39 protein-coding genes are annotated in these 26,421 nt (G+C 44.7%); 4 read left to right on the forward strand and 35 right to left on the reverse strand.

Going from position 1 to position 26,421, the window contains the following annotated elements; translation table 11 throughout:
- The first annotated feature begins 248 nt into the window (after positions 1-248).
- Positions 249-695 (forward strand): hypothetical protein, encoded by a 447-nt coding sequence (locus tag ACFFAP_RS08640; protein ID WP_375510837.1) that lies wholly within the window; start codon positions 249-251, stop codon positions 693-695.
- Between the two features lie 9 nt (positions 696-704).
- Here the strand turns inward: ACFFAP_RS08640 and prfA are convergent, their stop codons facing one another.
- The 31 genes from prfA to rplC form a co-directional block, all read right to left on the reverse strand.
- Positions 705-1,802 carry a peptide chain release factor 1 gene (gene prfA, locus ACFFAP_RS08645; RefSeq protein WP_375510838.1) on the reverse strand — a complete coding sequence of 366 codons (1,098 nt, stop codon included), beginning with the start codon at positions 1,800-1,802 and terminating at the stop codon, positions 705-707.
- Between the two features lie 103 nt (positions 1,803-1,905).
- Positions 1,906-2,148: a 50S ribosomal protein L31 gene (gene rpmE, locus ACFFAP_RS08650; protein WP_012410697.1), complete on the reverse strand. Its 243-nt coding sequence runs from the start codon at positions 2,146-2,148 to the stop codon at positions 1,906-1,908.
- Between the two features lie 183 nt (positions 2,149-2,331).
- A complete protein-coding gene (gene rpsI, locus ACFFAP_RS08655; RefSeq protein ID WP_229554269.1) occupies positions 2,332-2,748 on the reverse strand; it encodes a 30S ribosomal protein S9 in 417 nt (138 codons plus the stop codon).
- Positions 2,748-3,209 carry a 50S ribosomal protein L13 gene (rplM, locus tag ACFFAP_RS08660; RefSeq protein ID WP_375510839.1) on the reverse strand — a complete coding sequence of 154 codons (462 nt, stop codon included), beginning with the start codon at positions 3,207-3,209 and terminating at the stop codon, positions 2,748-2,750. Before rplM ends, rpsI begins: the two co-directional genes overlap by 1 nt.
- Positions 3,210-3,353: 144 nt before the next feature.
- Positions 3,354-4,202: a tRNA pseudouridine(38-40) synthase TruA gene (gene truA, locus ACFFAP_RS08665; RefSeq protein WP_375510859.1), complete on the reverse strand. Its 849-nt coding sequence runs from the start codon at positions 4,200-4,202 to the stop codon at positions 3,354-3,356.
- Between the two features lie 95 nt (positions 4,203-4,297).
- Entirely contained in the window at positions 4,298-4,648 is a 351-nt protein-coding gene (gene rplQ, locus ACFFAP_RS08670) for a 50S ribosomal protein L17 (protein ID WP_094349105.1), read from the reverse strand.
- A 32-nt stretch (positions 4,649-4,680) separates the two neighbouring features.
- On the reverse strand, positions 4,681-5,628 hold the full coding sequence (locus tag ACFFAP_RS08675; protein WP_375510840.1) for a DNA-directed RNA polymerase subunit alpha: 948 nt from the start codon (positions 5,626-5,628) through the stop codon (positions 4,681-4,683).
- A 326-nt stretch (positions 5,629-5,954) separates the two neighbouring features.
- Positions 5,955-6,350 (reverse strand): 30S ribosomal protein S11, encoded by a 396-nt coding sequence (rpsK, locus tag ACFFAP_RS08680; protein ID WP_012410703.1) that lies wholly within the window; start codon positions 6,348-6,350, stop codon positions 5,955-5,957.
- Between the two features lie 54 nt (positions 6,351-6,404).
- Entirely contained in the window at positions 6,405-6,785 is a 381-nt protein-coding gene (gene rpsM, locus ACFFAP_RS08685) for a 30S ribosomal protein S13 (protein WP_104906411.1), read from the reverse strand.
- A 115-nt stretch (positions 6,786-6,900) separates the two neighbouring features.
- Positions 6,901-7,014, reverse strand: a complete 114-nt coding sequence (rpmJ, locus tag ACFFAP_RS08690; RefSeq protein ID WP_015129703.1) for a 50S ribosomal protein L36 — start codon at positions 7,012-7,014, stop codon at positions 6,901-6,903.
- Between the two features lie 117 nt (positions 7,015-7,131).
- Positions 7,132-7,356, reverse strand: a complete 225-nt coding sequence (gene infA / locus ACFFAP_RS08695; RefSeq protein ID WP_006276978.1) for a translation initiation factor IF-1 — start codon at positions 7,354-7,356, stop codon at positions 7,132-7,134.
- A gap of 163 nt (positions 7,357-7,519) precedes the next feature.
- On the reverse strand, positions 7,520-8,107 hold the full coding sequence (locus tag ACFFAP_RS08700) for an adenylate kinase (RefSeq protein ID WP_375510841.1): 588 nt from the start codon (positions 8,105-8,107) through the stop codon (positions 7,520-7,522).
- A 2-nt stretch (positions 8,108-8,109) separates the two neighbouring features.
- Complete coding sequence (secY, locus tag ACFFAP_RS08705) at positions 8,110-9,420, reverse strand: preprotein translocase subunit SecY (RefSeq protein WP_375510842.1); 1,311 nt, start codon at positions 9,418-9,420, stop codon at positions 8,110-8,112.
- A 74-nt stretch (positions 9,421-9,494) separates the two neighbouring features.
- Complete coding sequence (rplO, locus tag ACFFAP_RS08710; RefSeq protein WP_229471862.1) at positions 9,495-9,938, reverse strand: 50S ribosomal protein L15; 444 nt, start codon at positions 9,936-9,938, stop codon at positions 9,495-9,497.
- Between the two features lie 48 nt (positions 9,939-9,986).
- Positions 9,987-10,514: a 30S ribosomal protein S5 gene (gene rpsE / locus ACFFAP_RS08715; RefSeq protein WP_334883878.1), complete on the reverse strand. Its 528-nt coding sequence runs from the start codon at positions 10,512-10,514 to the stop codon at positions 9,987-9,989.
- 115 nt (positions 10,515-10,629) lie between these two features.
- A complete protein-coding gene (gene rplR / locus ACFFAP_RS08720) occupies positions 10,630-10,992 on the reverse strand; it encodes a 50S ribosomal protein L18 (protein WP_375510843.1) in 363 nt (120 codons plus the stop codon).
- A 2-nt stretch (positions 10,993-10,994) separates the two neighbouring features.
- On the reverse strand, positions 10,995-11,543 hold the full coding sequence (gene rplF / locus ACFFAP_RS08725) for a 50S ribosomal protein L6 (RefSeq protein ID WP_375510844.1): 549 nt from the start codon (positions 11,541-11,543) through the stop codon (positions 10,995-10,997).
- A 99-nt stretch (positions 11,544-11,642) separates the two neighbouring features.
- On the reverse strand, positions 11,643-12,044 hold the full coding sequence (gene rpsH / locus ACFFAP_RS08730) for a 30S ribosomal protein S8 (RefSeq protein ID WP_012410712.1): 402 nt from the start codon (positions 12,042-12,044) through the stop codon (positions 11,643-11,645).
- A gap of 23 nt (positions 12,045-12,067) precedes the next feature.
- Positions 12,068-12,613 carry a 50S ribosomal protein L5 gene (gene rplE, locus ACFFAP_RS08735; protein WP_375510845.1) on the reverse strand — a complete coding sequence of 182 codons (546 nt, stop codon included), beginning with the start codon at positions 12,611-12,613 and terminating at the stop codon, positions 12,068-12,070.
- A 117-nt stretch (positions 12,614-12,730) separates the two neighbouring features.
- Positions 12,731-13,084 carry a 50S ribosomal protein L24 gene (gene rplX / locus ACFFAP_RS08740; protein ID WP_109011925.1) on the reverse strand — a complete coding sequence of 118 codons (354 nt, stop codon included), beginning with the start codon at positions 13,082-13,084 and terminating at the stop codon, positions 12,731-12,733.
- Positions 13,084-13,452, reverse strand: a complete 369-nt coding sequence (gene rplN, locus ACFFAP_RS08745; protein WP_069070772.1) for a 50S ribosomal protein L14 — start codon at positions 13,450-13,452, stop codon at positions 13,084-13,086. Before rplN ends, rplX begins: the two co-directional genes overlap by 1 nt.
- A gap of 46 nt (positions 13,453-13,498) precedes the next feature.
- Positions 13,499-13,747 carry a 30S ribosomal protein S17 gene (gene rpsQ, locus ACFFAP_RS08750; RefSeq protein WP_100901244.1) on the reverse strand — a complete coding sequence of 83 codons (249 nt, stop codon included), beginning with the start codon at positions 13,745-13,747 and terminating at the stop codon, positions 13,499-13,501.
- A 6-nt stretch (positions 13,748-13,753) separates the two neighbouring features.
- The gene (gene rpmC / locus ACFFAP_RS08755; protein ID WP_375510846.1) at positions 13,754-13,981 is read right to left on the reverse strand and encodes a 50S ribosomal protein L29; all 228 of its coding nucleotides are present in this window, start codon (positions 13,979-13,981) and stop codon (positions 13,754-13,756) included.
- A 3-nt stretch (positions 13,982-13,984) separates the two neighbouring features.
- A complete protein-coding gene (gene rplP / locus ACFFAP_RS08760) occupies positions 13,985-14,410 on the reverse strand; it encodes a 50S ribosomal protein L16 (protein ID WP_229450956.1) in 426 nt (141 codons plus the stop codon).
- A gap of 104 nt (positions 14,411-14,514) precedes the next feature.
- Complete coding sequence (gene rpsC, locus ACFFAP_RS08765) at positions 14,515-15,294, reverse strand: 30S ribosomal protein S3 (protein ID WP_375510847.1); 780 nt, start codon at positions 15,292-15,294, stop codon at positions 14,515-14,517.
- A 53-nt stretch (positions 15,295-15,347) separates the two neighbouring features.
- Positions 15,348-15,704 carry a 50S ribosomal protein L22 gene (gene rplV, locus ACFFAP_RS08770; RefSeq protein WP_375510848.1) on the reverse strand — a complete coding sequence of 119 codons (357 nt, stop codon included), beginning with the start codon at positions 15,702-15,704 and terminating at the stop codon, positions 15,348-15,350.
- Positions 15,705-15,840: 136 nt separating this feature from the next.
- Positions 15,841-16,119, reverse strand: a complete 279-nt coding sequence (gene rpsS / locus ACFFAP_RS08775) for a 30S ribosomal protein S19 (RefSeq protein ID WP_012410721.1) — start codon at positions 16,117-16,119, stop codon at positions 15,841-15,843.
- A 107-nt stretch (positions 16,120-16,226) separates the two neighbouring features.
- On the reverse strand, positions 16,227-17,090 hold the full coding sequence (gene rplB, locus ACFFAP_RS08780; protein ID WP_375510849.1) for a 50S ribosomal protein L2: 864 nt from the start codon (positions 17,088-17,090) through the stop codon (positions 16,227-16,229).
- 109 nt (positions 17,091-17,199) lie between these two features.
- Entirely contained in the window at positions 17,200-17,514 is a 315-nt protein-coding gene (locus ACFFAP_RS08785; protein WP_069070779.1) for a 50S ribosomal protein L23, read from the reverse strand.
- Positions 17,507-18,145: a 50S ribosomal protein L4 gene (rplD, locus tag ACFFAP_RS08790; protein WP_375510860.1), complete on the reverse strand. Its 639-nt coding sequence runs from the start codon at positions 18,143-18,145 to the stop codon at positions 17,507-17,509. The genes ACFFAP_RS08785 and rplD overlap by 8 nt, the downstream gene beginning before the upstream one ends.
- Positions 18,146-18,249: 104 nt before the next feature.
- Positions 18,250-18,882: a 50S ribosomal protein L3 gene (gene rplC / locus ACFFAP_RS08795; RefSeq protein ID WP_375510850.1), complete on the reverse strand. Its 633-nt coding sequence runs from the start codon at positions 18,880-18,882 to the stop codon at positions 18,250-18,252.
- A 1,078-nt stretch (positions 18,883-19,960) separates the two neighbouring features.
- On the opposite strand from rplC, the gene ACFFAP_RS08800 reads away from it, so the two are divergent.
- A complete protein-coding gene (locus ACFFAP_RS08800) occupies positions 19,961-20,437 on the forward strand; it encodes an NAD(P)H-quinone oxidoreductase subunit N (protein WP_375510851.1) in 477 nt (158 codons plus the stop codon).
- On the opposite strand, the gene ACFFAP_RS08805 is transcribed toward ACFFAP_RS08800, so the two are convergent.
- Both ACFFAP_RS08805 and ACFFAP_RS08810 read right to left on the reverse strand, forming a co-directional pair.
- Positions 20,426-20,587, reverse strand: coding sequence for a hypothetical protein (locus ACFFAP_RS08805; RefSeq protein ID WP_375510852.1), 162 nt, complete (start codon positions 20,585-20,587; stop codon positions 20,426-20,428). The genes ACFFAP_RS08800 and ACFFAP_RS08805 overlap by 12 nt on opposite strands.
- Positions 20,588-20,749: 162 nt before the next feature.
- Entirely contained in the window at positions 20,750-21,577 is an 828-nt protein-coding gene (locus tag ACFFAP_RS08810) for an ABC transporter permease (RefSeq protein ID WP_375510853.1), read from the reverse strand.
- A gap of 695 nt (positions 21,578-22,272) precedes the next feature.
- Between ACFFAP_RS08810 and ACFFAP_RS08815 the strand changes: the two genes are divergently transcribed.
- A complete protein-coding gene (locus ACFFAP_RS08815) occupies positions 22,273-22,815 on the forward strand; it encodes a DUF3172 domain-containing protein (RefSeq protein ID WP_375510854.1) in 543 nt (180 codons plus the stop codon).
- 115 nt (positions 22,816-22,930) lie between these two features.
- Here the strand turns inward: ACFFAP_RS08815 and ACFFAP_RS08820 are convergent, their stop codons facing one another.
- Both ACFFAP_RS08820 and ACFFAP_RS08825 read right to left on the reverse strand, forming a co-directional pair.
- Positions 22,931-23,695 carry a DeoR/GlpR family DNA-binding transcription regulator gene (locus tag ACFFAP_RS08820; protein WP_375510855.1) on the reverse strand — a complete coding sequence of 255 codons (765 nt, stop codon included), beginning with the start codon at positions 23,693-23,695 and terminating at the stop codon, positions 22,931-22,933.
- A 117-nt stretch (positions 23,696-23,812) separates the two neighbouring features.
- On the reverse strand, positions 23,813-23,980 hold the full coding sequence (locus ACFFAP_RS08825) for a hypothetical protein (RefSeq protein WP_375510856.1): 168 nt from the start codon (positions 23,978-23,980) through the stop codon (positions 23,813-23,815).
- A gap of 10 nt (positions 23,981-23,990) precedes the next feature.
- On the opposite strand from ACFFAP_RS08825, the gene ACFFAP_RS08830 reads away from it, so the two are divergent.
- Positions 23,991-25,910 (forward strand): transketolase C-terminal domain-containing protein, encoded by a 1,920-nt coding sequence (locus ACFFAP_RS08830; RefSeq protein WP_375510857.1) that lies wholly within the window; start codon positions 23,991-23,993, stop codon positions 25,908-25,910.
- Positions 25,911-26,421 lie beyond the last annotated feature (511 nt).

Here is a 26,421-nt window from a genome sequence, read left to right on the forward strand (position 1 = left end):
AACCACGAGCTAGTTTGATGATTTCAATCAGTTTTTCTTTGCTTTCGATGTTCACTGCTTATATAGCTAGCCAACTGTATTTACAAGTTTAGTGAGGAAATACTAAAAGTTTACTTTTAGATTGACAAGCTTCATTGTTAATGATAATTTAAAATGATTATTCTAACGTTGCAATTAAACTTGCAGTAGTGATATAGCAATTTTAATCAGGTTATCAGTAGTAATGCCAATAATATAAATGGTGCATCATGTTTGGCAAGCCACGCAAACTTAATCAATATCGCCGCAAAGGTCGAAACCTTATAGCCACTAATAAAATTAAACCAGAACAGTGGAACATTTCGCAGGCTGAAGCAAAAGAAGCCCTGAAAGCTAAAGGCTACGATGTGAAGCAGATCAAGAAAATCCATCGCCTGAAGCATCAGGTGTGTATTTCTTACTGGGATGCAAAAGGCAACGTGTGCAGCAGCTTTTTTAGCTACCGGATTTTTGCGCGTTGGCAAAAGGAAGTAGAGACATTAATTTATACCTGTCAAACCCTGAAGGAATGGGCGAAGTTAAATTATGTTATGAAGTACGAATTTGCGTACTACCATTATCCCAGTGAAATGGAAGATACACTCCACGCGATATTAGAAAACCACCTGTATGTGTTAAAAGCAACAATACAACAAGTGGTTTTACAGTATATTTAACGGCAAAAATTAGTTAGCAGCGGAAGTCGCTAGCTCCGCGAGACGTTCTTGTTGGTCTAGAGATATACAAGACTGGATCAGTGTCTCTAAATCACCATCCAAAACAGGGTTAAGGGAATAATTCTGACCTAACCGATGATCGGTAGCCCGGTTATCTTTATAATTATAGGTGCGAATTTTTTCCGATCGCGATCCAGTACCAACCTGCGATCGCCGCATGGAAGTTACAGCCTCTTGTTGTTCGCTTAACTTGATTTCATACAACTTCGCCCGCAGAATTTGCATCGCCCGTTCTTTGTTTTGCAACTGGCTGCGTTCTTCTGTACAGAAAATGCGTATTCCCGTTGGTTTGTGCATTAAGTCAACGGCTGTTTCCACCTTGTTGACGTTTTGTCCACCAGCACCGCCAGAACGAGCTGTAGTCATTTCAATATCTTTCGGATCAATGTGAATTTCCACATCATCCACCTCTGGCATAATCGCCACGGTAGCTGTGGAAGTATGAACCCGTCCCCCGGATTCAGTTGCCGGCACGCGCTGCACACGATGCACTCCAGCTTCAAACTTTAGCTGGCTATAAACGTCATTACCTTTAATTTCGAGAATGACCTCTTTCCAGCCACCCATTTCTCCACGAGATTCGCTCACTAAAGAAACTTTCCAACCTTGAGTTTGGGCATAGCGGGTGTACATCTGCATCAAATCGCCAGCCCAAATACTTGCCTCATCGCCACCAGTACCAGCGCGAATTTCCAACATGATATTCTTTTCATCATTGGGATCGCGTGGTAGCAGTAAGACTTTTAGGCGAGACTCTAAATGTTCTATTTTTTCTTCAAGTTCTTTTACTTCCAGTGCTGCCATTTCTTGCAACTCTGGGTCACTCGCAGATTCTTTGTAAACTTCACGCGCTCCGATTAAGTCTTCTTGGGCTGCTTTCCAAATTTCATAAGTATTAACTACCTCTTCCAAAGAAGAACGAGACTTAGCAATTTGTTGATACTCATCAGGATTGCTAGCGGTATCGGGGTCGCCAAGACGACGTGTTAATTCATTAAAGGTTTGTTCAACAGATTTTAGTTTGTCCAGTAAGTATGATTCAGCCATGACGAGTGCGATCGCTCCTTAAAAAATAACAAATTGGCTCGAGCATATAAATGAAAATCGACCCAGCTGATGCAGGGCCGTCGTTAACAGCAGAGCCAACCCGCTACTTTTTGGTTTGTTCGTCGCCAGATGTTTGAGTGCTGCTCATACCGTACTTGCGGAGGAAGCGCTCTACTCGACCCTCAGTGTCAATAATCTTCTGAGTACCAGTGTAAAATGGGTGATTTCCAGACCAAACATCTACGTGCAATTCTGGCTTAGTAGAGCCAATGGTCATAACAACCTGACCGTTGCAGTAAACTTTAGCATCTGGATACCACTTGGGGTGAATATCAGCTTTAGCCATTGTTCCTTTTGTGATGAATCTATATCAATTATAACTTTCAGGTTTCAATTGGAGCTAGGGATTGGGGACTGGGGACTAGGGATCGGAGACTGGGAAAGAGATAAAAAACCGACTTTTTTTTAATACTCAATCCTTAATACCTAATCTCCTCTACCCAGTACCCAGTCCCCAGTCCCCAATCGCTTATCGCTTAGAGTACTGAGGCGCTTTCCGAGCTTTATGTAAACCATATTTCTTCCGCTCTTTTGCTCTGGGATCGCGAGTCAAATAACCTTCGGTTTTCAAAGGTGGGCGGTTGTCTGGGTCTAATTGGCATAAAGCACGAGCAACTCCCAAACGAACAGAATCAGCCTGTCCGGTCAAGCCGCCGCCTTCCGCTTTCACCAAAATGTCATATTCGTTTTCTAGTCCCAGAGTTTCCAGGGGTGCTTTGATAACTCCCAGGTAATTGGGGTTAAATTGGAAATACAAGTTTCCATCTTTACCGTTCACAGTCAGTTGACCGCTGCCTGGAACCAAGCGTACCCGTGCTACTGCGTTCTTACGACGGCCAGTACCCCAGTATACGGCGCGACCGCTATTAGCGTCTGCTACTACCATTAATTTTCTTCTCCAGGAATTGTACTAACTTTTAGTTCTTTAGGTTTTTGAGCATCGTGGGGATGCGTAGGCCCAGCGTAGACTTTCAGCTTGGTGAACAACTGCTTACCCAGGCTATTTTTAGGTAGCATACCTTTAACAGCCTGTTCTAAAATTCGCTCTGGTATGCGCTGTTGCAATTTAGCGAAAGTTTCCGTTTTCATTCCACCGGGACGACCAGAATGGCGACGGTAAAGCTTTTGAGTGCGCTTTTTGCCTGTGACTGCGATTTTCTCAGCATTAATGACGATTACGAAGTCACCTGTATCTAGGTGGGGTGTGTATTCGGGTTTCTTTTTGCCTCTTAAAACCTGGGCGATTTCGCTGGCAAGGCGACCGAGGCGTTTATCGGTGGCATCTACTATGTACCACTCACGCTCAAGGGACGCTTGAGAAGGAAGGTATGTTTTACTCGTTGTCATTTGTCATTTGTCCTTTGTCATTTTTAATTTGTCCTTTGTCATTTGTCATTTGTTATTTGTTATTTGTCCTTTGTCATTTGTCCTTTGTTATTCACTAATGACCATTGTACAGACGCGATTAATCGCGTCTGTTCTGACCAATGACTAAGAACCAATGACTAATGACTCTTGACTAGTGACAAACTTTGGCAAGGTGTCGTACCAAATCTCTTTTGAAAAGGGAAAATCTGGATAGCCGACTCGCAACAAGCATAAACCTTGGGGCGGTGCGGCGTGTTTCACTTCTTCTCGACGTTGTTCTTTCCAGAGTTCGGTGAAGCTAGAAAGTGTCCTTTGTCCAGAACCTACTTGTACCAGCATCCCCACCAACAGCCGTACCATGCCATACAAAAATCCATCTGCCTGTATTTCAATATGGATAAATGGCCCACTGCGACAACACTCTGCTACTTGCACCTCTACCCAGGAATGCGATCGCTTTGAGCCTGCACGATGAAAAGCAGCTAAATGATGCTTTCCCAAGAGAGGTTTCAAGGCAGCTTGAATTAAGGATTCATCCAGGGGTGCATAATAATAATGCCAACTGAAGGGTCTTACAAACAAGTTAAGCCGATCTTCAGTATATATTGTGTAGCGATACCGTCGATAGGCTGCACTAAAGCGAGCGTGCCAACGGTTATCAACACTAGCTGAAGCTCTGATTAATATATCTGGTGGCAGATAGCTATTTAGGATTGTTGCCCACTTGTGAGGCGGAATTAAACCTGTAGCTTCAAAATGGGCTACTTGAGCAGCAGCGTGAACTCCAGAATCAGTTCGCCCAGCACCGTGTAATGTTACATGATGCCCAAGAATAGTAGCGATCGCAATTTCGATTTCTTCTTGGACTGTGCGGTGGTTTTTTTGCCGTTGCCAGCCATGAAAATGAGTGCCCAGGTATTGGATTACCAAGGCTACTCGATGAGTTGGTGTTGGCTGGTGGCTTTCTAACATACAGATTTTGTTCTTTGTCATTTGTCATTTGTCAGTTGTCCTTTGTTATTCACTAATGACCAATGACTAATGACCAATGACCAATGACCAATGACTTAAACCAATTCAATTATTGCCATTTTCGCATTATCACCCCGACGCGGTACGGTACGCAGGATGCGGGTATAACCGCCCTGGCGATCGCCATATCGAGTTGGGGCTTGCTCAAACAGAGCGTGAACCAGTTGTTTGTCGAAGATATAGCCAAGAGCTTCCCGACGCGCTGACAAGGAGCCATTTTTGGCTAGGGTAATCATTTTTTCCACTTCACTTCGCAGAACTTTCGCTCTAATTAAAGTGGTGGTGATCTTACCATGACGGATCAGCTCGGTGGCGAGCGATCGCAGTAAAGCACGGCGTTGATCGGCTGGTTTACTGAGTTTTTTGACGCGACAACGGTGACGCATAATTATGCACTATGAATTATGAACGGTTTTTCTTAAGGGTGTTTAGAGCCTCTTTCCATTGGCAGGGTGATGCCCAAGCGGCGCTGTAAAGCTTCCACGACCTCTTCTGCTGACTTCTGGCCAAAGTTCTTAATTTCTAAGAGGTCTTCTTGGGTATAATCCAACAAATCTGCCACAGAGTTAACTTGTGCTCGTTTGAGACAGTTATATGCCCGCACAGAAAGTTGCAACTCTTCGATGGGTATCTGGGCAGTTGGGTCGTCTGGAATCTCCGAACCTGTGTCTGTTGGTTCTAGGGAGATGTCTTTCAACGGGTTGAATAAATCTACCAAGATCCCAGCGGCGGAGGATAGTGCTTCTTGGGGAGAAATACTGCCATTTGTCCAAACTTCTAACAGCAGTCGGTCTTTTGGAATCAAGCCTTCCCCACGAGATTCTTCAACACTATAGTTGACTTTTCGCACCGGCATAAATATTGAGTCGATTTGCAGAAAGTCCAACGATGTGGCTTCCTCACGTCCTCGCTCTACGGTGCGATAGCCTTTGCCTTTCTCAATCCGAAATTCCATTTCCAGCTTTCCACCCTCAGCGATGGTGGCTACATACTGAGTCGGATCCATGACTTCGACTTCACTAGGCAAATCAAAATGCGCCGCAGTGATTGTTGCTGGCCCGCTAACGAGTAATCTACCAATTTGGGGCTGCGAGGAATAGTTTTTTAGGATAACTTCCTTCATTCTCATGAGGATTTCCAGCACATCTTCCCGCACACCCGGAACTGTAGCAAACTCGTGTGAAACGCCTGCAATCCGCACTGCTGTAACTGCTGTACCTTCTAGGTTGGACAGTAAAACTCGCCGCAGTGCGTTGCCAACCGTTGTTCCTTGACCACGATCAAGAGGTTCCAGAACAAATTTACTGTAATGGTTCCGACTTTCTTCAGTATTAGACTCTACACATTCAATCTGAAACTGCGCCACGGATGAGCCTCCCTTTTTCTAAGGTGCTGCTAGCAGACAAATCAATTGCCTCCCGAATTGAATTTATGTCCTGTAGATTATAGGTATATCAAACTATTAGTCCAAAATTACGGTATAGTTTGATGCTCCCATTTAGCTTGCAGGCGCTAATAATATTTTGGGTTACCGAAGTTTAACAGCTTTCCCTCCGGGAAATCTGACGCACTTTTGGTCGCCCAAGCTTTCACACAATGACAATTTGCAAGTTAGACGCCCAAGCTATTGTTTTAAGTAATTTTACTTACTTCAGTTGTAGCTTATTGTCCTCAATGCCCAAGTCTTGGTATTTAAACTCGACGGCGCTTGGGTGGACGGCAACCATTGTGAGGAATGGGGGTAATATCCCGAATGAGTGTAATTTCCAGTCCTGCTCCTTGAAGTGCCCGGATAGCGGTTTCTCTACCTGCTCCTGGTCCACTGACCATTACCTCAATTTGGCGCATTCCTTGATCAATGGCTCTACGGGCTGCACTTTCAGCAGCGGTTTGCGCTGCAAAGGGAGTTCCCTTTTTTGCTCCCTTAAAACCGCTAGAACCAGCACTAGCCCAAGAGATGACATCTCCATTTTGATCGGTAATGGTGACAATGCTATTGTTGAAAGTAGACTGGATGTAGGCCATCCCACTGGGTACATTCCGTTTCTGCTTTTTGCTCCCGGATTTTTTAGTTGGTTGTCTCGCCATACTTGTTTAGTTGATTTAAGGTAAAACTTGCTCGGATTAGCAAGCGTTGCAAAATTATTTCCCTGGAGCCTTCTTCTTCCCAGCCACTGTCTGCCTTCTGCCTCGACGGGTTCTGGCATTGGTGCGAGTTCTTTGGCCTCTGACAGGTAAGCCCATGCGATGACGACGACCTCTGTAGGTACCAATGTCAACTAAGCGCTTGATGTTCAAAGACTCCAAGCGCCGCAAGTCGCCTTCAACTTGATAGTTGGTTTCTATTTCCCCTCGTAGGGCTGTCACATCGGCATCACTTAAGTCCTTAACGCGGGTGTCTGGGTTCACACCAGTAGCCGCTATAATTTCTTGAGAGCGTGATAAACCAATTCCGTAGATGTAAGTCAGACCGATCTCGACGCGCTTATCGCGTGGAAGGTCTACTCCGGCAATCCGTGCCACAATGAACTCTCCCTATTGTTCTCGCAATTACTGTTGGTTGGAAAAACGTGATTAATCGCGTCTTTTCGTTTTAATGATGATATGCGTGTTACAACTCACTCTGTTGGTAAGAGTGTTATCCTTGACGTTGCTTGTGCTTGGGGTTCACGCAGATCACCATGACGCGACCACGACGTTTGATCACGTTACACTTTTCACAGATTTTCTTGACTGAGGCTCTAACTTTCATGCCTTTTATTTTTTGACTCCAAATATAAAATTATAGCATTTCTAGGGAAATTAATCCAATTAAATGACTAGCAAACAGTCAAAAAAATGGTTTTATGGTAAAATTCTCTACATATACTTACTTCTTTCGTAGTCGATAGGTGATTCTGCCTTTGGTCAAGTCGTAGGGAGTTAACTCCACCTTGACGCGATCGCCGGGCAAAATCTTGATATAATTGCGGCGAATCTTGCCGGAAATGTGAGCTAGCACGTTAAATCCATTGTCCAAGTCAACGCGAAACATCGCATTGGGCAAGGACTCGGTAACCGTGCCTTCCATTTCAATCAAATCTTGCTTAGACAATTTGTTTTTTCCTCAACTCAACAATTTCGTGTTCAGTTGCAGTACTTTATCTGCAAGAGAACACACTTTAAGAAATATATCAACAGTTTATTAATATATCTTAGCTAAAATTGATCTGTTTCTTGGGAGGGGGTATTGGCCAAACAGAGGATTGGGGAAAGAATTACTGTAGCTCCTTGCCTGCTCCTTCATCCCCCTCATCCTTGATTACCTTTTGCAATTCACCAGTGACATCTTCTTGGGACTGATTGCCATTGACTGTTAGGAGTTTTTTGCGATCGCCGTAATAATCAATTAAAGGTGCAGTTTCAGCGCGGTACACTTCTAAACGACGACGAATCACCTCTTCGGTATCATCTTTTCGTCCTCTACCTAGCAAACGTGCGATCACAACTTCATCTGGTGCATCTAGATTGACTACCCTTTCGCCACTCTGATGTATTTCTTGCAGTAACTTCTCCAGAAAACCTGCTTGGGTCACTTTGCGGGGAAAACCATCAAGAATCCAACCATTTTTGGCATCTGGTTGACTAAGGCGCTCCTGTACCAAGTCCTGCACTAGCTGGTCGGGTACTAACTCGCCGCTATCAACATAACTTTGAGCCTTGATTCCTAAAGGAGTTTGCTCTTTCATAGCTTGTCTTAATATTTCACCAGTAGAAATATGGGGAATATTCAAGTGTTCAGCCAAGGTTTGAGCTTGTGTTCCTTTACCCGCTCCAGGTGGCCCCAAGAAGATTAGTCGCGTCACTATTATTTCACCATTCCTTCATAGCGCTGAGAGATTACATAAGTTTGGACTTGTTTGGCTGTCTCAATTGCCACACCAACTAAAATTAACAATGAGGTTGCACCGATTCCCCGGAAAGTTTTCACATTCAAAGCGCTCTCCACAGCTGTGGGGATAATAGCAACAAAGCCCAAAAAGATCGCACCCAAAAAAGTTAGTCGGTTGGAAACGCGTTCGATATACTCGCTAGTTGCCTTGCCGGGACGAATTCCAGGAATACTAGAACCCATTTTCTTCAAGTTCTGCGCCACATCTACCGGGTTGAGAATCAACGAAGAATAGAAGTAGCTGAAGAAAACAATGGAAATCATGTAGACCAAGGCATAGACCCAAGAGCTAGAACCGCTTGGACTTAAATAAGTGTTAACTATATTCGCCAAATCGGCATTTTTAGTAAAATTGGCGATTAGCAGTGGCAAACTGAGGATGGCAGCAGCAAAAATAATTGGCATCACGCCGCCTTGATTTAGCCGCAGGGGCAGATAACTACGCTGCTCTGCCAAAACTCGCCGACCTACTTGGCGACGAGCCGAAATAATTGGGATGCGGCGCATTCCTTCTTGGACAATCACAATCCCAACAATTGTTGCTAGGAAAACTAAGATCAGGACGATCACCCGACCCACTGCTTCCCGACCACCGACTTGCACCAAGTCGATAGTATCGCCTAAAGCTTTTGGTAATGACGCGACAATGTTGACAAAAATCAGTAATGATGCTCCATTACCAATGCCCCTTTCTGTAATCAGTTCTGATGCCCACATGACGAACATTGAACCAGCAGTCAGAGCGATCGCAGTTTCAGCTACAAAAATTGGCCCTGGCTTTAAAGCGAATTGCTGGAGGAATAATGCCGAAAAAGCTGTACTTTGTAGAATTGCCCAAACTACAGTGACATAGCGGGTAATTTGCGATATTTTGCGCCGACCTGCTTCGCCTTCATTTTTCTGTAAATTTTCTAAAGATGGAATTGCTGCGGTGAGCAATTGGATGATAATAGACGCATTAATGAAGGGCAAAATCCCTAAAGCAAAGACTCCCAAAGTCGAGAGTCCTCGCCCGGAAAATATATCCAATAAGCCAAATATGGAATTATTGCCCGAAATGGCTTCGGCAAATCTAGGTCTATCAATCCCTGGTACGGGCAAGAAGATGCCCAGGCGAACCAAAATTAAAATACCGACGGTGACAAGCAGCCTACCTCTGAGGCCAGCTGCTTGCGCCATCTGCATAAAAGTTTCTTGAGCCGTTGGGGCTTTATCTCGACTGATCATAGAGTGCTACCTTTATAGTGAACCAGGCGCTGACAGCGAGTTGGCTTCCATTTAAGTGCGCTGTTCCGGCTCACTCATAAGACTTCACAACTACCACCAGCTGCCTCAATTTTGCTACGAGCTGAACCTGTGAAAGCTGCCGCTTGTACCTTGAGCGGAATGCTCAATTCTCCGTTACCTAAAATTTTCAATGGCCCCTTGACAGCAGTCAGGATACCTGCGGCTTTCAAGGAGGTCAAAGTTACTTCCGTATTAGCAGGAAGGGAGGCTAGCTTCTCTACATTAATCGTAGTGTAAATCTTCTGATTAACAATCGGAAAGCCCTTCAGCTTAGGTAAACGGCGGTACAATGGCTGTTGACCACCTTCAAAACCTGGTCGAGTACCGCTACCAGAGCGAGACTTTTGACCTCGCATACCTAGACCTGCACTGGCACCTTGACCGGCAGAAATACCTCTGGCTACACGCTTCTTGCGTTTCTTTGAGCCTTTTTGCGGCTTAACATCGTTGAGTCTCATGATGTAATTAGTTCTTGTTTACACAAAAGCTCTATAAGTGCGACTCTACTAAATGTAGAGACTTTCAATAGGAATACCGCGATCTTCCGCAACTTCAGCAAGAGTCCGCAGTGTAGATAAGGCATTGACTGCGGCTCTAGCATTATTGAGCGGATTGTTAGAGCCAAGTTGCTTGGCTAAGACGTTACGAACTCCTGCCAATTCCAGCACAGTCCGCACAGCACCACCAGCAATTACCCCAGTACCAGGTGAGGCTGGGCGCATCATCACCTTGGCACCGCCACCGACACCATCAATGGGATGGGGGATGGAGTTAGATTTGGTGATTGGGATATCAATGAGGTGTTTTTTACCGTCGGCTACGCCTTTTTTGACGGCACCAATTACATCTGAGGCTTTGCCTACTCCAACACCAACTTGACCGCGTTCGTTACCGACGACAACGATCGCTCGGAAGCTAAGTTTTTTACCACCTTTGACGACCTTGCTCACGCGTCGAATTTGAATAACCCGCTCTTGCCAAGTGGTTTCTTCTTTTTTGGCACGCTTTGTTCTACTTTTACGCTCTGTTGCCATAATTTAGTGCTCTGGTGAACGTCATTTGTCAGTTGTCATTTGTCCTTTGTCATTTGTCCTTTGTCCTTTGTCATTTATCCAATGACTAATGACCAATAACTAATGACCAATGACTTTAGAAATCTAAACCAGCTTCCCGTGCTGCATCAGCTAATGCTTTGACACGACCATGATATAAGTTACCACCGCGATCAAAGACTACTTTGGTGATGCCTTTTTCTAGCGATCGCACTGCGATCAACTTACCAACTTGCACCGATGCGTCGCGGTTTGCACATGACACTAAACTAGATTTCAACTCTGGTTCTACAGTCGATGCGGCCACTATGGTTTGATGTTGAGTATCATCAATTATCTGGGCATAAATATGCTCATTAGAACGAAATACCGCTAAACGCGGACGTTCTGGAGAGCCAATAACTTTGCCACGAACACGTCGATGACGACGGTTTTTTGATTCTCTACGAGTAAGTTTCATTTCTACTTCTTACCACCCTTACCAGTCTTACCAGCTTTCCGTCTGACCACTTCACCGGCATAGCGAATGCCTTTACCTTTGTAAGGTTCTGGTGGACGAACAGCGCGAATTTTTGCAGCTGTGTTACCTACGATTTCTTTGTCATAGCCACTGACAATAACGTTAGTGGTACCTTCTACAGCAAACTGAATTCCTTCTGGTGGTTCAATTTGTACCTGATGGCTGTAACCCATATTTAAAACTAGGTTACGCCCTTGAAGTTGTGCCCGGTAACCAACACCTTGAATTTCCAAACGGCGCTGAAAACCTTGGGAGACTCCCTCGACCATGTTGGCAACTAAAGTGCGGCTCAAGCCATGTAGCTGCTTTGAGGTACGAGTTTCATCCCGACGATTTACCTGTAATATTTCTCCCTCTTGGGAGACTGAGACATTAGCTGTGAGAGTGCGAGAAAGTTCTCCTTTCGGGCCTTTCACCACAATATTTGTACCATCGATCGCCACTTGAACTTTGGCGGGAATAGTAATTGGACGTTTACCAATACGAGACATGACTTTTGTCCTTTATCCTGTTATGAGTTATGAGTTATGAGTTATGAGTTTTTCTAACTAACTTTTCACTCCTCACTCTTAACTCCTCACTTCTGGTGACTACCAAACGTAACAAAGCACTTCGCCACCCAAGTTCTGACGTCGCGCTTCACGGTCAGTCATAATCCCACTGGATGTAGAAATAATGGCAATGCCAATACCGCCTAGTACCCTTGGTAATTCTTTTCTATTGGAGTAAACACGCAAGCCTGGTTTACTCACTCGCTTTAAGGCGGTGATTAGAGGCTGACGATTCTTACCTTTGTACTTCAGGGAAATCACTAGGTTGTGCTTTACCCCTTCTTCTGCTTCTTCGATTTCAGCAATAAAGCCTTCCTCCCGTAGCACTTTGGCAATGCTGCGGGTCATTTTTGTAGCTGGCACTTGTGTTGTTTGATGCCGCGCCAGGTTGGCATTGCGGATGCGCGTCAGCATATCTGCAATTGTGTCGTTAGCCGCCATCGTTCCCTCTATAGATGAACTTACTAATCGCGAAAGGGCATTCCTAATTCTTTAAGTAAGGCGCGACCCTCTTCGTCGTTTTTTGCTGTGGTGATGATGGAAATATCCATCCCACGCACTTGATCAACGCTGTCGTATTCGACTTCTGGAAAAATTAGCTGTTCTCTCACACCCAGAGTATAGTTACCCCGTCCGTCAAAGCTTTTAGGGCTAACGCCGCGAAAATCTCGAATTCTGGGCAGTGATAGGCTAACGAGTCGGTCGAAAAAGGCATACATCCGTTCGGCTCTGAGGGTAACCATGATCCCCACAGGCATCCCTTGACGAATTTTAAAGCCAGCGATCGCCTTTTTCGCCCGTGTCACCACTGGTTTTTGACCCGTGACCACGGCAATCTCGTTGATGGATGCTTCCAGCGACTTCGCATTTTGAGCTGCTTCACCCAAACCTCGGTTAATAGTAACCTTTACTAACTTCGGTACTTGATGAACGTTGGTATATTGAAACTGATTGATCAGTTTGGGGACGATTGTCTCTTGATATAAGCTTTTGAGTCTTGTTGCCGCCATAGTTTTTTGTCCTGATATCCCTGGGCTTGGTCAGGGAACAAAGTTATGAGTTATGGTTATGAGTTATGAGTTATGAGTTATGAGTTAAATTCCTAACTCTTAATTCCTAACTTCTAACTATTTATCCAGAATCTCGCCAGTTTTCTTAAGTTTCCTGACTTTTTTGCCTTCTGAGGTAAAGGTATAACAAACACGACTAGCAACGTTTTGCTTGGTTGAATAAAGCATCACGTTGGAGCTATGAATTGGGAATTCTTGGGTGACAATCCGCCCTGATTCCCCTTCTTGCTGGGGTTTGACGTGCTTGGTTTTAATATTGACACCTTTGACAATAACTTTACTCAGTTGGGGAAGTGCCTGGATAATTTCACCAACTTTTCCTTTGTCTTTGCCAGCAATCACTTGTACGGTGTCACCAGTTTTGACATGCATTTTGTGGAATACTTTGGGCGTACCCTGTTTGGTTGCCATTAAAGCACCTCCGGAGCCAGAGAAACGATTTTGGTAAAGTTTTTATCACGCAGTTCTCGTGCAACTGGGCCAAAAACCCGTGTGCCTCTAGGATTACCGTCTTTGTTGATGATCACAGCAGCGTTATCATCAAAGCGAATGCTCATGCCGCTGTCACGACTTACAGCTTTACGAGTGCGAACAATTACTGCTTCCACGACATCAGACTTTTTGACAGCCATGTTAGGTGTAGCATCTTTGACAACGGCAATAATCTTATCGCCGATAAAACCATAACGGCGGTTGCCTCCACCTAAGATGCGGATGCACATTAGTTTACGGGCACCGCTATTATCTGCGACATTTAGGTAAGTCTGGGGTTGAATCACAATTATTCTCCCTTGTGATGTTGTTAGAAACTAACAACGATGAGGTTTAAGTAGGTTTAACGTTCAGGACTTCTGTGATTTTCCAGCGCTTAGTTTTGCTCAGGGGTCTAGTTTCCTGAATGCGAACGCGATCGCCTACTTTACACTTATTTTCTTCGTCGTGAACTTTATATCTTTGGGTGTTAACCACAATTTTGCCGTACTTAGGGTGAGGAGCGCGGTTTTCTATGGCAACTACCACAGTTTTTTGCATTTTATCGCTCACTACCAAGCCAACTCGTTCTTTAACTGCCATAATCTCCTACTTTTTTTCTTTAGCCAATTGACTTGCTGCCCGTTTGCGTTCTGTCTCTAATGTCAGCAATTGGGCTAGGCGATGTCGCATTTGTCTGAATTGGTGCGGCTTTTCTAATTGTCTTGTAGCTTTTTGCAAGCGCAACTGAAATAGTTGTCTTTTGATCGCGACAATTTCATCAGATAGCTTCTCGTCACTTAATTCTCTAGCTTCTGAAATCTTGGAAAGAGGCATAAGCTACTCCTGCTCCTGAGGTTGAGAGCGCACAATAAACTTGGTTTTTATAGGCAGTTTAAATGAAGCCAAACGCATAGCTTCACGGGCGATTTCTTCAGAAACCCCACCGATTTCAAACAAAATTCGTCCTGGCTTGACTACTGCTACCCAAAACTCTGGCGAACCTTTACCTGAACCCATCCGGGTTTCAGCAGGACGCATGGTTACAGGTTTATCAGGGAAAATCCGAATCCAGATTTGTCCACCCCGACGAATATAACGAGTCATTGCCCGACGAGAAGCCTCGATTTGCCGGGAGGTAATCCAAGCAGGTTCTTGTGCTTGGAGTGCAAAATCACCGAAGTTGAGGGTACTACCACGGCTGGCTAGTCCCTCCATCCGTCCGCGCTGTTGTTTGCGGAATTTAGTTCTTCTAGGGCTTAACATGATTGGCTACTGGGTACTAGGTACTGGGAATTAGGGATTGGGGATTAGGGATTGGGGATTGAGAATTCTTACCCAGTCCCCAGTTCCCAGTCCCCAGTCCCCATTTACCCTTCATTTGAGCGGTCTTCAAATTGTTGGCGACGACGTTGTTGTTGACGGCGACGGGGTTCACGTTCGCGATCGCCACGATCGCGGGGATCGCGGGTTGCGGGTGGCAGTGGAATTTCTTCCTGTCCAGGAATAATTTCTCCCTTAAATACCCATACTTTGATACCCAAAATGCCGTAAACAGTTTTTGCCGTGCAATAAGAGTAGTCAATGTCAGCCCGTAAGGTATGTAAAGGTACTCTACCTTCACGAGTCCACTCTGTCCGGGCAATTTCTGCACCGTTGAGCCGGCCGCTGACTTGGATTTTAATACCTTGGACACCAGCCCTTTGAGCACGCTGAATCGATTGCCGCACTACCCGCCGAAAGGAAACCCGGCGTTCCAATTGTTGAGCAATGTATTCGGCAATTAGGTAGGCATCAGCATCAACTCGTTGAACTTCAACTACGTTAATGCGAATTTGGCGATTACTACCCAAAAGTCCTTGGAGTCCGGTACGCAAGGATTCAATGCCTTGCCCACCACGGCCTACTACTACGCCGGGTCTAGCTGTACGTACTTCTAAGTCGATTTGGTCAGCTTTGCGCTCAATCCGCACTTCGGAAATACCGGCGTTGTTTTGAGCAAGTCTACCCAGCTTTTGTTCTATATACTGACGGAGTTTGTAGTCTTCTTGTAAAAGTTCTGGATAGCGATCAGGAACAGCAAACCAACGGGATTGATGCTCATGTGTAATACCCAGGCGAAAACCAACTGGATGAATCTTCTGTCCCACGAATGCTTCCTCTAAGATTTCTTACTTTACGTAATTTATTCGTGTAAGCGTGCTTATTTTTCTGGGGCGGCTCCAACCGCTACAGTAATATGACACGTCGGCTTGCGAATTTGGTAAGCTCGACCTTGCGCTCTTGGTTGGAACCGCTTCAGTGATGGTCCTTGATCGGCATAAGCCTGAGTAATCACTAGTTGAGTCCGATCTAACCCAGCGTTGTGTTCGGCATTGGCAGCAGCGCTTCTGAGAACCTTCAATATGGGTTCAGTGGCGCGATAAGGCATGAATTCTAGGATGATTAACGCTTCGCGGTATGATCGCCCCCGGATTTGATCGAGTACCCGACGCACTTTGTAGGCCGAGATGCGGATAAAACGAGCGATCGCTTTTATTTCAGTAGTATTAGTAGCCATAATTTTCTCCAATTTTGTCATTTGTCGTTTGTGAGCCAGTGCGGTCTTGGGGGTTTCCCCCATGAGTAACTGGCGAACCCAAAGGGTCATTTGTCATTTGTCTTTCAGATCATGACTAATGACTCATGACTAATGACTACCTACCTGCTTTTTTATCGCTTTTTCCATGACCTCTGTAGGTGCGTGTCGGGGCAAATTCACCCAACTTATGTCCTACCATCTGTTCATTTACAAAAACTGGAACGTGTTGGCGTCCGTTGTGAACAGCTATGGTATGACCTACCATTAAAGGCAAAATTGTCGAAGCTCTTGACCAAGTTTTAATAACTTCTTTTCTGTTGTTGTCGTTGAGCTTTTCAATTTTCTTTAGGAGATGATCCGCAACGAAAGGACCTTTTTTTAGAGAACGACCCATAGTTCAATTTTGGATTTAGGATTTAGAATTTAGGAGTGAGGAGTTAGAAGTGAGAAATTAGGAGTTAGATTTTACTTTTAACTTATAAACTCTTAACTCCTAACTCTTTAAGACTCACGACCACCGCGACCGCGTTTGGAAGACTTACGGCGACGACGCACAATCAATTTGCTGCTAAGTTTCTTGCGATTACGTGTCTTTGCGCCCAATGTGGGTTTACCCCAAGGTGTAACAGGCCCCGATCTACCGATAGGTGCCCTACCCTCACCACCACCATGTGGGTGATCCACTGGGTTCATGACGCTACCTCTAACCTTAGGACGGCGACCTTTCCAGCGATTTCGCCCTGCTTTACCTGCACTCAGGTTTCTCGCATCGGTGTTGCCTACTTGCCCAATGGTCGCGTAGCATTCGCGCCGAATCAAGCGGACTTCTCCTGAAGGCAACTTGAGAGTTACATAATTACCTTCTTTTGCCACAACTTGAGCGCTAGCACCAGCAGCACGCACAATTTGACCACCTTTGCCAGGAGTCAATTCTACGTTGTGAACACCAGTACCCAAGGGAATTTTCGAGAGAGGTAAAGCATTACCATCTTCAAAGGGAGCTTCTGGTCCAGAAATAATTATTGTTCCAACTTTCAACCCGTTGGGATGGAGGATGTACCGTTTTTCGCCATCTTGGTAATACAAAAGGGCAATTCGGGCATTGCGGTTAGGATCGTATTCAATTGCTGCGACTTTGGCAGGAATATTATGTTTATCCCTTTTAAAATCGATGATCCGGTAAAGTTGTTTGTGTCCACCACCCCGGCGACGACTGGTAATCCGCCCGGTATTATTCCGACCTTTGGCGCGATGCTTCGAGGTAGTTAAAGATTTTTCTGGCTCGGTTTTTGTGATCTCCGCAAAGTCAGAAACTGTAACTTGGCGAGTGCTGGGGGTATAAGGGCGATAAGAACGAGTACCCATATTTTTAAGTGCTGAGTGCTGTTAGCTATAGCGGGGCGTTTAGCCCGTACTGAGTGCTGAGTTTTGAGTTTTGAGTTCAGTAACTCTTAACTCCTAACTGACAACTTTTTTAGACTTCTGGGAATAGAACTTGTCTAATCTTGTCTTCATCCCCAGGTGCGACGGTAACTATGGCTCGCTTATATTGGGGCTTATAACCAATAAATTTACCAACGCGCCGCTTTTTACGCGGTGGTAGGGTGGTGTTGACTTTTACAACCTTCACCTGAAACAAGTCTTCGATCGCAGCCTTGATTTCTGGCTTAGATGCCTTTGGAATTACTTCAAAGGTGTACTTATTCTGCTCCATCAAGATAGTCGCCTTCTCGGTGACTATTGGGCGACGCACTAAGTCGGCAAGGTCACGGGGGTCAAAGCTAGGCACTGTAGACCTCCTGAATTTTTTCTAGGGCTGATGCCGTAACTACAATTTTGTCAGCGTGCAGTAAATCAAAAACATTTAGCTGGTTGGCTGCAATTAGTTTTAAATTTTCAATGTTGCGGGCTGACAAATAAACGTTATCTGTATCCGCAATTTCAGACAAAATTAACAGTGACTTGCTTTCTGGTACTACTCCCCAACGAGCAAGGGCTGCTACTAATTCTTTAGTCTTTGGGCGAGATAGCTCTGTGCTAAATTCTTCTACTACGATCAAATCCTCTATGCGGCTGACAAATGCTGTCCGCAGTGCTAAACGTCGCTCTTTGCGGTTCAACTTGAGGTTGAAGTCTCTAGGCTTTGGCCCAAAGATTACACCACCACCACGCCACAATGGCGAACGAATAGACCCCGCACGAGCGCGACCAGTACCTTTTTGTCGCCAAGGTTTACGACCACCACCTCTGACTTCTGAACGAGTTTTTGTACTGGCATTTCCTTGACGAGCATTAGTCAATTGCCGTACTAAGGCGCGGTGCACAATATGAGACGCTGTTTCTTCCTTGGCAGTGCGCAACTCGAAGGTCGTCTCGCCGACCTGTTCTCCTTGCCAATTTTTAACTACGCTTTCAACCATCTTTGTTATTTGTCCTTTGTCATTGGTCATTTGTCATTTGTCTTTATGCCATTTGTCTTTAGCCAATGACTACTGACTAATGACGTTTGACTAATGACTTTTGACTATCCCACTATTTTTGCAGGCACAACACTTACTAAAGCGCCCGGTTTACCAGGAATGGCTCCCTTAATTAGCAATAAGTTGCGTTCTGCATCAACTCGCACTATTGTCAGCTTACGAATTGTGATCCGTTTTCCACCTAGACGCCCTGCCATCCGCTTACCTGGATAGACACGACCTGGTGTTGTACCAGCACCAATAGAACCCGGCGCTCTGTGGTTTTTGGAACCGTGGGACATGGGCCCACGACCAAAGTTGTTGCGCTTTTGGTTACCCGCAAACCCGCGACCGATACTTGTACCGACTACATCGACAATTTGGCCCGCACTAAAAATATCTGCTTTAATCTGTTGACCTAAAGCATAATCACCAGAACTATCGGTGTGATATTCATTTAGGTGACGCAAAGCTGGGGCAGATGATTTAGCCAAATGACCCAGTAGTGGTCTGTTCAGTGCCTTTGGTTTGACTTCGCCATAAGCAACTTGAATGGCAAAGTAACCGTCGGTTTGTTTCGTTTTAACTTGTGTAACGGTGCATGGACCTGCTTGAATGACAGTCACAGGAATGGCTACTCCTGCTTCGTCAAATATTTGGGTCATGCCCAGCTTGGTGCCGAGAATACCTACAGACACAGTTACTGGTTCTCCTTTCTACTTGCTGACCTTGAAATTGGACTCTAGAGGACACGCTTTGTACGCATCAATTTAGGCTGGGTTAGCCTGCGAAATTTAGAATGGTTTAGATAAACCGCTCCAAATGCTTTCGGACACAACAAACCGTGTCCGTACTGCTTGGTGAATCTGTTTAGCTTCACTCACTAGATCACCAGAACAGCCACAAGTCCCTTCCCATTCGGAAGGAGTAACTTCTGGAATCAATGCAAGGCGCTACAGCTTTAAGCTGTGTGCAGCAATGCTTTCGTCCAAGCAATTGCTCTGGCACTTTCTGGAGGCAGCGCTGTCGGCGGGGTTTTCCGATTTCTTAGACGCCCTAAGGGCGGCTTCCCGGAGATTGGCTACTGCCTTGTTGCAGTTGGACTTAAGCGGTTTTTACCGCTCAGTATCCATTAACTGAGACTGACGTAATGCCATTAAACCAACATTGCTGCTCAGTTTTACTTCCTTAAACACCTTAAACTATTGTTTAAGATTTTGCCTGTTTTTTCAGAGGCACAGGAGTAAATATACTCTGGAGCTTTGGATTGGCTTTGATTTTTCGTCCATAAGCTCCAATGTTGACCTGAAAGCTTTCTTAGTTTACCAGTCTATGATCAATCTGAGTTAGATTATCCAATTTGGATTGAGTTATTAGCTTTTGATGCTAACACTACCTCAGAATGACAGTAAGAAGGGAGTCTGATTTGCGTTTTTGGTCACAATCTAATAATATAAATTATTTATTTATGTTTGTCCAGTAATTTATAGGGTTATTTTTGGGAAGTGGGGATTATAAATTGGAAGCAGGGGAAGCAGAGGGCAAGGGGAGAATAAAAAAATTACCTCTTTCGCTTCTGCTCCCAGCAAGAACTGCCCCTCTGCCTCTTCCCAATGCCCACTTGCCCTGAGCGACTTGTACTGAGCATCTCGACTTGCGGACATGGAACCGTAGTCGAAGTAAGCCGAAGGGATGCCCAATACCCAAAAAAATGCTTTTAATCTATCGGTTCAGGGTAAATAATAGAGATATCTAAGTGGGATAAGACGAAAATCTATGGCACTAATTACCACTGGCAACGGTTTAATGCGCGATCTGGAAAAATTTGGCGCTCTTGGCGTGTATGTACCTCTGGAAGGAGGTTATGAAGGTCGATATCAGCGCCGACTACGCGCGGCTGGCTATACCACCCTCCACATTACCGCCAGGGGACTGGGCGACGTAGCTGCGTATCTCACAAGAATTCATGGAGTCAGACCTCCTCATCTTGGTAAAAAAAGCACTGGTAGCGGTGCGGCAGTAGGTTATGTGTACTATTTGCCACCAATTATCAGTTATCATCTCGAACAGCTGCCACCAAAGTCTAAGGGGCTGGTCTTGTGGATTATTGAAGGGCATATTCTTTCCAATGAGGAACTTGAGTATTTAACGAATTTGCCTCAGCTTGAACCACGAGTAAGAGTAGTCATTGAGAGAGGTGGCGATCGCGCCTTCCGTTGGACTTCTCTAGAAAAAACTCTGTTAGCTAGTTAGTCCTTTGTCATTAGGAGCCACTGCGTTGCGGTGAATCCAGCGCCTACGGCGGGTTTCCCGCCGTAGGCGACTGGTGTTAGCGTAGCGGTAGCGACTGTGCGTAGCGTCACCCGAAGGGGGGTTCCCCCTCTTAAAGCAAGTGGCGTTCATTAGTCATTTGCTCATGACTAATGACTCAATTCAATCAGCATTTGAATAATGCTGAATCGCAAACCACAAGATGCAAATAACCGCCGTGAAGCCTCGTTAGCAATTGCTGTATCTAGACAAAATTGTTTAACTAATGAAGGCTTTAACGAATTACGAATTATTTTAATCTTGTTGGTGAGCGAATTTATAACCACCCCACAAAGAAAGAGCGATCGCTATCACTAGCAAAATCGGTATGCTGTACCAAGGAAACTGAGACAAGGGTAAATGGGCAGCTGCACGCAGTCCGATGCTGGCGTAGGTGAGTGGTAACAGGTAAACTACGATTTTGAGGGCAGCTGGTAATGTACCAGGGTCAAAGAAAGTTGCCCCTAAGAATGACATGGGGATAATTATAAAGTTGTTGTAGAGTCCAACTGATTCGAGCGATCGCACACTCAAACCCACAATCACGCCTAACCCAGCAAATACTGAACAATTCAGCACTACCAACAATAGAAATAGTGGGTTGAAGAAATTCCAGTTTCCAGTCAACAGCACCGCTACCAAAATCACCGAAGCCGATGTCATCAACCCTCGCACTACTCCCGCCAGCATTTTTCCGATATATAACGCTAAGGGATGTATAGGAGTTAACAACAATTCCTCGAAGGTTTTGGTAAATAGTCTGTCTCCACAAATCGAAAATGTCGTTCCCGCAAAGCTAACCGTCATCGATGATAGCGCCACCATCCCCGGTAATATGAATTCTAAATAGTTGTTATAGTTACCACTAATCCCTGAGCCGGGTTTGATGGAACTACCCAAACCCAAGCCAAAAGCTAAAATATATATCAGTGGGGATATTAAGCCTGATGCAGCAACTGGTACGATTCTGACACGTAAATCTAACCAATCTCCCCAAAAAATAGTCAGACTATCAGCTAGAAGGATTTGAAGTTGCGAAGTTTTGAACTTATTGCTTGAGAGTAACGCTCTTTGAGATGCCACTTGCTTCTAATTATTTATTAAAACTTTCTTAAATTTTAAGTTACATTGTTTGACATATCAATTAGTAGGGGTAACAAAAATATCTAATCCGAAAAATTCGTCTTGGAAATTTATAAGCACAACGCGATGTGCAACTTATTCTTGGAACCCCGCTTCCATTCTTCTCCTTGAAAGGTCGAGAGGCATTGATTCTTGCTCCCCTTCCCTAGTAGGAAAGGGGCTGGGGATTCAGTTTGAAAGAAAGTCCACACGGCGCAAGCACAGGTTTTTGCCGCTCAGACTTTTCGCAAAATTACAAACAAGAAGCTAGATAATTCAAGCATTATCACTGCATCATTTGTACAAATTGAATCAAGACTATCTGATAGATATCAAAAATCTGCTATAATTAATTAATAAAATATAAAAATTAAAAACAGTTTGCTCTGTGATTTGCATGTGAAGCAGTATAAAATTAATAAAAATTCCTGAATCGGCAAATAAATAAAAAGACTCATCAATTCTTCAAGATGGAAACAATAACCAACAAGGTTGAAATTTTGTCCAGATATCTAGATAAGTTCCTATTTTTATGATTTAAGAAAAATACTGGCCAAAAAGCCGCAGACAATTACAGTTAAGAATAGGCATACTGAAAGAGGGAGAAAACTTTAGACCACTCCCTTCCAAATCGACGTGAAGGTGATTAAGCAACAATGAGACGTAAACCTACTGGTAGTTCAACTACTACTTCTTCTAAACCCTCTATTTTCCAATCCCCTATGTTTAACCTCTTCACCATCGCAATTATGGGAGGGGTGTTGATTTTGGGAATTGGGATTGGCATTGCTTTTAGTTCTACAACCACGTTGGCCCCATCAAATGTGGCTTCCCGTGAATTCATTGACACCAAAGCACCAAACCCTGAAATTTGTGTGCAGTACGGAGCCAGCGCGATGGTGATGGACGCTAGACTGTTCGTCACTCTCAACCCCTTCAATGTATATGTTGCCCAGCCGAGTATGCGTCCTGGATGCGTAATCCGACAAAATAACTGGGCGCTTTTAGAGAACCGCAAGCTAGTGACATCTGAGCAGGTAAATGAGTGCAAAAATCGCCTGAACACCTTTGGCTTTACAGGTAATTTGGACAGTGATAAACCTGATATTAGGTGTATATATCAGAATGAAGCTGCTCAAAACTTCTTTACGGCTCAACCAGGAGCAGTTGGAACACCTCAAGAAACGGACAGATTCTAGATTTGGGCATTGGGGTTAGGGAAGAAGTGACAGGTGACAGGTAACAGGGAATAATCTGTACCCTATTCCCTTGTTCAATCCCCAGTCCCTAGCGATCGCATCTGCTTTCATCAGATCATGCGTACTCATCACGTATAATGGTCAAACCTAAAGCTTTGTAAGCACTCAGCATATTATTAGATACTGTAGGTGCAGTTACTAAGTAAGTCAGGGCATGAATAGACTCCACTAGATAAGGAGCAGCTGTGTCCAATTTTTCTGCTGTCACTAATCCGACTACCTCAGCCGATCCAGCAATCATGGCTCGTTTGACGTGGGCTTCGTCTAGGTTAGGTACACTAATCCCAACTTCTGGATGCAAACTGCAAACTCCCAACATACACAAATCTGCACGAATCATCCGTAATGTCTCAATTGTGACAGTACCCACGTTCACCAAGGCTTTTTTGTAGAGTTGTCCACCTAACATCACAATCTCTATATGGGGATGTTCTGCTAAAGCAACGGCGATTGGCGGACTATTTGTGATCACTGTTGCGTGCAAATCTAGGGGCAAATGACGGGTTACTTGGAGAGTTGTTGTACCTCCATCTAAAATCACCACCTGTCCTGTGCAAACTAATTTTGCTGCTGTCCGAGCGATCGCTTCCTTTTCTTTTGGCGCTTGCTTTTGGCGATCGGCATAACTAGCGGTGGCTGGAGATTTAAGGAGCGCTCCCCCATGAACGCGTTGCAATAGTCCAGTTTCTGCCAGTTCTCGCAAGTCCCGGCGAATCGTATCCTCAGAAACTTTGAGAACAGCACTAAGTTCTGTCGAAAGTACCTTTTTATCACGACGCAGAATTTCTAAGATAAATTGTCGTCGTTCAGCAGTTAGCATAATTAATTTTCCTGAAATTGCGTTTTTGAACTTGAAATTGCACGTTTGTGAGTTTATACTTATTGATAAGCAAGTCTTTGTACGGTAATCCGTAACTTCAATTGAATTCAAGCACATTCATGCACAATTGAATGTATTGATTTTGGCATTTGATGATATCACACGGTTCCACAATGGTTCTGAGTGGTTGGCTTGAGCTTGGATAATTGTTGCCCATCGGGGTTTTAACAATTTTTTTTGTAGTGCGATCGCGCGTTCCGTCTGTGCAAATTGTTTTTTATTCAATCAAAAAACCATGACTATTATGAATACCCAATTTCCAATCGATCTCGGTGCTTACAAACCTTTAGCGCTCAATCCCGCAAATTCCAGCCTCACCGCCGAACAGCGAGAGACTCTCAAAGCGAATATTCAACTTTGCCGAGATGCGATCGTCTTTTTTACAGCGACTGGTGCTGCTAGCGGAGTCGGCGGTCATACTGGTGGGCCATACGATACAGTGCCAGAGGTAATGATTCTCGATGCCTTTTTCCGGGGAGCATCGGAGCAATTTGTACCGATTTTCTTTGATGAGGCAGGACATCGAGTTGCCACCCAATATCTGATGGCAACATTGCATGGTGATTTACCTGCCGAGCAACTTTTACGTTATCGGCAAGCACATTCCAATTTACCGGGACACCCCGAACTAAAACTAACTCCTGGTGTAAAATTTAGTTCTGGACGCTTGGGCCATATTTGGCCTTACATCAATGGTGTGGCAATGGCGAATCCAGGCAAGGTTGTTTTCTGTCTCGGTTCTGATGGATCTCAGCAAGAAGGTAACGATGCCGAAGCTGCTCGCTTGGCTGTTGCTCAACATCTCAACGTCAAGCTGCTCATTGATGATAATGATGTCACGATCGCCGGACATCCTTCTAAATATTTACCTGGTTTTAGTGTCGCCAAAACCTTAGAAGGTCACGGGTTGAAAGTACTTCAGGGAGACGGGGAAGACTTAGACGATTTATACCGTCGCCTGAGCGAAGCTGTGAATACTCCTGGAGCGATCGCTCTGATTAATAAACGCCCGATGTGTCCTGGTATAGAAGGTTTAGAAGGTTCCATTCATGGTCATGATGTAATTCCTGTAGATTTAGCAGTTAAGTATCTAGAATCTCGCGGACAAACTGCGGCGCTCGAATACCTTAAAAGTATTGAGAAACCCAAACAAACATATACGTTTCTGGGTTCCAGTGACAAATGGGGCGCTAACCGTAGTGTGTTTGGTGAAGCCGTGGTGGGTGTCCTCAATCGCATGAGTGAAGCGGAGCGTAAAGAAAAAGTCAAGGTTATTGATAGCGACTTAGAAGGCTCCTGCGGTTTGAAGATAATTCATGAAACATACCCAGAAATATTTATTTCCTCCGGCATTATGGAACGGAGCAACTTCTCTGCTATGGCCGGATTCGGGATGGACAAGGGCAAGCAAGGTATTTTTGCGACCTTCAGCGCCTTCTTAGAAATGTGTATCTCAGAAATCACGATGGCACGGCTGAACTATTCCAATGTTCTGTGTCATTTTTCCCATGCGGGTATAGATGACATGGCAGATAACAGCTGCCACTTTGGTTTGAACAATATGTTTGCCGACAATGGCTTGGATGATGGCTACCCAACACAGTTGTACTTCCCGGCAGATAATAATCAAATGACAGCTTGTGTAGAAGCTGTGTTCTTTGAGCCGGGACTGCGGTTTATTTTCTCCACCCGTTCCAAAGTGCCCAATATTCAGGACAGCAACGGCAATGACTTCTTTGGAAGTGGCTACAAATTTGTTCCTGGTAAAGATGAGGTTATACGAGAAGGGACGCAAGGCTACATTATCAGTTTTGGCGATGCTCTCTATCGTGCCGTTGATGCTGTAGAGCGTCTGAAGCAAGAAGGGTTAGACGTTGGTTTGATTAGCAAAACAACTTTAAACACTATTGATGAAGAAATAATTACCAAAGTTGGTAATGCTCCTTTTGTGCTTGTAGTAGAACCCTTCAACCGTCGCACTGGCTTAGGTAGTCGTTTTGGCTCTTGGCTACTAGAGCGGGGGTTCACTCCCAAATATGCCCATCTTGGAACTTATAAAGAAGGTTGCGGCGGTTTGTGGGAACAGTACCCATATCAAGGTATCGATCCAGTCGGCATTATCAACAAGGTAAAGGAGTTAGTTGGAAAAAGGTAATTCATTTATTAGGCTATAGCGCATAGCAAATGGGGCATTGGTTCGATTTCCCATGCCCCATGCCCTTCAGGAGTGCTGAGTACGAGCGATCTGATTTTGAAGATGCGAGCGCTGGGGACTGAGGAATAGCGAGACAAGGAGGACAAGGGAGACAAGGGGGAATTATTGAATCAATCTTTCCCTTCTGGACTTTAGACTAAAGTCCAGTAAAGAAAAACACCCCCCTTTACAAGAGGTAACAAGGGTGTTTGGGGGTAGATAATGGGGAATTGGGGGATAGGAGGCGTGGGAGGGGATTAGCGTTTAGCTTGGCGCTTATCTAGTCGTTTTTGCTTGAGTTTCTCGTATTCTGGATGCGATTGGCATAATTTCATTTTTCTTTCTGCTGTTTTGTTATCATCAAACACATTTCCTCTTGTGTAGTGATAATTGCATTCATCTCCTCTTGTATAGAGATATATTTACATATATTTCCTTTTGTATAGAGATAACTGCATTCATCCCCTTGCTT

The organism is uncultured Nostoc sp., from assembly GCF_964245575.1.
GTDB lineage: Bacteria > Cyanobacteriota > Cyanobacteriia > Cyanobacteriales > Nostocaceae > Nostoc.